This window comes from Atribacter sp. (assembly GCF_035418125.1).
GTDB lineage: Bacteria > Atribacterota > Atribacteria > Atribacterales > Atribacteraceae > Atribacter > Atribacter allofermentans.
In genome coordinates this window covers 1-5,225 of the sequence record NZ_DAOLQM010000153.1, presented here as the reverse complement: position 1 = coordinate 5,225, position 5,225 = coordinate 1, and the positions used below count along the sequence as shown (strand labels likewise).

The following is a 5,225-nucleotide window of genomic DNA, read 5'->3' as shown; positions in this document are numbered from 1 at the left end:
TCGTTAACTTTCCTGGTAAAAATCATATAGGTAGTATGAGCAACCATACGATCATAGGGTCTAAATGTGAAAGGATCCGGTTTATATTGGCGAAACATATTCTCCCAAACTTCAATTATTATAAATGGTAATTTATTCAAAGAACGCAGGACCTCCATAACCTGTCCTGCAGTAGGTGAAACAATTCCTAATCTTCCACCACCCCCAAGAGCGTCCCAACATTGTTTAAGATAATCCCACGGTTGAGGCACATCAAGAAATATAGCATCTATCTCCTTTTCATCAAAACCAATTTCAATATCTCTCTGCTGAATAGTAACTCTATCAATTAATTTCCAGGTAATAAGATTCTGAGTCGCCAATGATATCATGTCTTCTCTTCTTTCGTAAGCATATACTCTACCTGTATTACCAACTAACCGTGCCATAGCAGCTGACATCGATCCACTCCCTAATCCCACATCTATTACCCGGTTACCTTCGGCTATATCCAACATAAGCAAGATATAACCAAGGTCTTTGGGATATATGATTTGAGAGGACCTTCTCATATGGTAAATATTTTCTATTATACCAACTGGCAATAAATATACCTTATTGCCTTTTGTCGTCAATACACTTTCACCATAACTTCTTCCAGCTATTTCATCATGTAATATATTCCCACGGTGAGTACTAAACTGTTTCCCTTCCTGAATAGTCAATATATAATCTCTTCCATCATCTATGTATATATAAATCCTATCTCCGTATTGGATCGACATATTTTAGCTTTTCTCCTTTTTAAAGGACTTTATTTTCTCCTATGATAAATCTAAGGCTATCAAAACTTCATTTTATCCTGAAAACCCATTTTTAACCAATTTCCCGTTATGTTGACCTCTCCCTTTGGATAAAGGGAGTTGGTTCGGGATTCAATTTTTTACGGTTCTCTCAAATCCCCCCTTGTCCCCATTTACAAAAAGAGGCGATTTGCTTTTGAATAAGTATTTTTACCTATATTTAGTGAGACAAACCGGTATAGATGTCTTGCCTATAAAAAATATACAGATAATCGAATAAACGTTCGACAAAGCAGTAACATAAATCTCTTATTTATAAGTAACATTCATTCTATTATTTTACTCGTTATCATAGTTATAAACGACTAACATATTTCATTATCATAATCAACTCTTTACCGTTTTCGTTTTATCTTTTACTATAGACAACATTAGCGGATTTAGATACTTATGTATTATTAAAATGTTCCACGTGGAACATTTTAATTTGAGCAAATTAATTGTGGATAACTATTTAATATCTTTGTTTAATTTACTCCTTTTTTCCTTATAATTATAAGTATATTAACTATATAGCATTTTTTTGTTGATAAATAAGGTTTTTTTGTGCTTTCAATAGATACTATTCTCTAAATTTTATAAATGGACAACTTATCTCAAAAAAAAGGACTGTTGATAACTTGTGGATAAACAAATTCTTTTTCTCCTCGAAAAGGGACTAATTGAACTGGACATTTCAATTAATTCAACTCAGAAAGATCAATTATTATTTTTTATAAATATGATTGAAAAGAATAATCGTCTTTTTAATTTAACTGGTTTTAAAACGCATGTAGATATTTTAGTTGATCTCATTTTTGATAGTCTCTCTTTTTTAAAAACCAGTTTTCCTCTTAAAGAAATAAACACAGCTATTGATGTAGGCACTGGTGCTGGTATTCCTGGAATACCACTAAACATTTTATTTCCTCATATCCACTTTTATTATCTTGATTCAAATCATAAAAAAATTAATTTTATAAAAATTGTAGCAAGCCAACTTAATCTTAAGCATTCCTTTTTTTTATGTGATCGTGCTGAGTCTTTAGGTCATGACTCTATATACCGGGAATATTTTGATTTCGCAATGACTCGTGCCTTAAGCTCTTTATCAACAAATTTAGAATTAGTTACTCCCTTTATTAAAGTGATGGGTAAGGCAGTCTTTTTTAAGGGCAGTTCTTATCAAAAAGAAATATCCCTTTCATCTAATTCCTTTTCCTTGTTGAATTGTCACTTAGAATCTATTTTAAGTATTCCTATTCCCTTATCTAACCGACAGAACTATTTTATAGTTGTTTCTAAATCCTCTTCTACACCTATAGATTACCCAAGACGAATTGGTATTCCCCAAAAAAAACCTTTATAAATTAATTAAAATAAATATCTCGCTTTTTTAAATAAAAGGATTTAATTGAAATACAAAATATTTTTAACTCAACATTTTATACGAGCGAGAGGATTTATACTTTCCTGGTGGCATTAGCAGAGAATCGAATTATACTTTATCTTTTAAAATCTCTTTATTTACCAATGCAAAAATTGGTAAATATACTATTTACTATATCTTTATCAATATCTTCGCCGCTAATTCTCTTTAAACATCGAAGAGCTCCATCTATATCAATGCTTATAAGATCAATTGGGAACCCTTCCTCTAATGATTTTTGGGCTTGCTCTAAAAATGCAGCTGTTTTAAAAAGTTCGTTTTGTTGTCTGAGGTTAATTGCTAAATAATCTTCATCATAATTATCTTTAATTATCTTAACCTTTTCAATAATTTTATCCAATAATCCATCGATACCCTTTCCTGAAAGAGCGGATATTTCAATTATCGGTTCTTCTGGATAAAGTTTTTTAACATCTTTTATTTCAATCTTTGAAGCCAGGTCACTCTTATTTAATACTATTATATTGGGTTTCTTTCTAACCAAATCTACTAACATATAATCTTCATTATTCAATTCTTGGCTTCGATCAAATATTACAATGACTAAATGAGCTTCTTCTAAATATTTTTTGGTCTTATTAATTCCAATTTTCTCAATATAGTTTTGGCTTTCACGTATACCTGCTGTATCAACAAAGCGAAAAGGGAAGCCTTCAATAAGAAATAATTCTTCAATAGCGTCGCGGGTTGTCCCTGGAATCGGTGTAACGATCGCCCTTTCTTTTCCAAGGATAGCATTTAACAAACTTGATTTTCCTACATTCGGTTTACCACAAATCACAACTAAAAGACCGTTTTGTAAATTTTGAAATTTTTTACTCTTGTCATATTGTTGTTTTATATTTTGCCTTATGGTATTTATTTCTTCAATGATGGAATTTTTTATATCAGAGGTTCCTATTCGATCAGAAAAGTCACATTCCACTTGAATATTTGCTTGTATTAATATTAAGCTTTTCTGCCATTCGGAAATTTTTTCTCCAAACATCCCTCGTAGATTTTGATATAAACTATAAAGTGCTTTTTCTGATTGTGCCTTAACTATTTCAGCTATTGATTCTGCTTGATTGAGAGATATTCTTCCATTTAAAAAGGCTCTTTTTGTGAATTCTCCTGGTTCTGCCAATCGAGCACCTTTAATAATACAAATTTGAATGATTTTTTGTATTATTAAAGTGCTACTATGAACTTGAATTTCTACAACATTTTCTCTGGTATAAGAAAAAGGCTCTCGCATGAGGACAACTAAACCCTCATCAAGAGCCTTATTGTTATCGTCAATAATATCACAGAGTGTCAATTTAAAACTTGGGAGCTTTTGTATTTTCTTTCCTGATCTTAATTTGCATACCTTTGACGCTATTTCAATTGAATCTCTCCCACTGAGCTTAACGATACCAACTGCGCCCACTCCTAGTGGAGTTGAAGCTGCAACAATAGTCTCTCTAATTTCTTGGTTTCTTTCTTGTCGTTGGATGCTTTCTTTGATTTGATTCTTTTCTTTTTTCATTTTTTAAATCGACTACAACTCTTCTTTCTGGTTCTTCACCAATGCTATAAGTTATAACTCTCGGATGATCTTTAAGTGTGGTATGAATAATTCTTCGTTCTCTTGCATTCATCGGTTCAAATTTAAATCGACGTCGACCTTGTATCACTTTTGAAGCCATTTTACATGCTAACTTGGTAAGTGTTTCTTCTCGACGCTTCTTATAGCCTGATACGTCAACATCCAAACCAATATGTGCGTATCCATTTTTTACCAGAAGAATTTTTAAGAATGATTCTAAGGCTTCTAAGGTTTCTCCGTGCTTTCCAATGAGTAATCCAGAGTCTTCACCATCAATGTCAAGGAATACTTTTTTTCCATTTTCTCGAACATGGTACTCAATATTAATGTTCATTTTTTCGATAAGATTTTCGAAAAATTCTCGTATTTCTTCCCGAGCTTTTTCCAAATCTTGAAAATTCTCTTCTTCTAAATTTTCTGAGGTTAAATTAGAATTTTCTCTGGCAAACTCATTTCCCGGTTCTTCTTTATTTACTCCAATAGGTACCGATTCTTCGGTTTGATTATTGTCGCTTTCAACCCATACTCGAACTCTCACCGTACGAGGTACCAGTATTCCGAGAAACCCTCGGCTTTCAGATAGCACTTCATAGGAAAGGTTTTCTTTTGGTACGTCAAAATAGCGCGAAGCTCTTTCGAGTATTTCTTCAACAGTCTTTCCAGAAACTTCAACGCTTCTTCGCATGTTTCTTGCCCCCTTTTTTCTTGATTTCTGGAGAAGAAACTCGGGAAGAAACTTTCTTTTCTTCTACAATGTCTACGGCATCTTTCGGGTTGGCTTCAATTATTGGATTTGTAACTGTTGAGACTATTGGTTTTGGGGTTTTAATGTTTACCATATATTGCTGGAAAATATAGAATAGGTTTGAAACAAACCAATAAAGGAGCACTCCCGAAGGAAGACTCCAACTAATAAACACCAAGAATATTGGCATAACAATCATCATGATCATATTTTGCTGTGAACCTTCTGCTCCGGCAACTGGCACAGTCATTCTCTGTTGCAAAAAGGTTGTAAATCCCATTAATAAAGGCAAAATATAATAGGGATCAGCGGCCGAAAGGCTGGGTAACCAGAGAAATCCTGCTTGACCATAATCATAATTCACTAAGACTCTATAAAGAACAAACAGAAACGGGAGTTGAATTAATAAAGGAAGGCATCCCCCCAAAGGACTGACTCCTTTTTCTTTATAAAGGCTCATTATTTCTTGATTTAGTTTTTGAGGATCACTTTTATGTTTCTCCTGCAGTTTCTTTATTTCTGGTTGCAACTCCTGCATGGCTCTTGTTGACAAATTTTGTTTATGAATCACTGGATAAAGAGCTATACGAATAACAGCAGTTAAAAGAATTATTGAAATTCCATAATTATGGGTCCATC

General features: G+C 32.9%; 5 protein-coding genes. 1 reads left to right on the top strand and 4 read right to left on the bottom strand.

What is annotated here, in order from left to right:
• A partial coding sequence (locus PLK24_RS08005; RefSeq protein ID WP_324477973.1) for a tRNA (adenine-N1)-methyltransferase occupies positions 1–764 on the bottom strand: 764 nt, incomplete at its 3' end.
• 700 nt (positions 765–1,464) lie between these two features.
• Between PLK24_RS08005 and rsmG the strand changes: the two genes are divergently transcribed.
• On the top strand, positions 1,465–2,190 hold the full coding sequence (gene rsmG / locus PLK24_RS08000) for a 16S rRNA (guanine(527)-N(7))-methyltransferase RsmG (protein WP_324477971.1): 726 nt from the start codon (positions 1,465–1,467) through the stop codon (positions 2,188–2,190).
• A 154-nt stretch (positions 2,191–2,344) separates the two neighbouring features.
• On the opposite strand, the gene mnmE is transcribed toward rsmG, so the two are convergent.
• The 3 genes from mnmE to PLK24_RS07985 all read right to left on the bottom strand — a co-directional run.
• Positions 2,345–3,781: a tRNA uridine-5-carboxymethylaminomethyl(34) synthesis GTPase MnmE gene (gene mnmE / locus PLK24_RS07995; protein WP_324477969.1), complete on the bottom strand. Its 1,437-nt coding sequence runs from the start codon at positions 3,779–3,781 to the stop codon at positions 2,345–2,347.
• Complete coding sequence (gene jag / locus PLK24_RS07990; protein WP_324477967.1) at positions 3,717–4,526, bottom strand: RNA-binding cell elongation regulator Jag/EloR; 810 nt, start codon at positions 4,524–4,526, stop codon at positions 3,717–3,719. The genes mnmE and jag overlap by 65 nt, the downstream gene beginning before the upstream one ends.
• Positions 4,510–5,225: YidC/Oxa1 family membrane protein insertase (locus tag PLK24_RS07985; protein WP_324477965.1), on the bottom strand; the 716-nt coding region annotated here is incomplete at its 5' end. The genes PLK24_RS07985 and jag, both read right to left, overlap by 17 nt.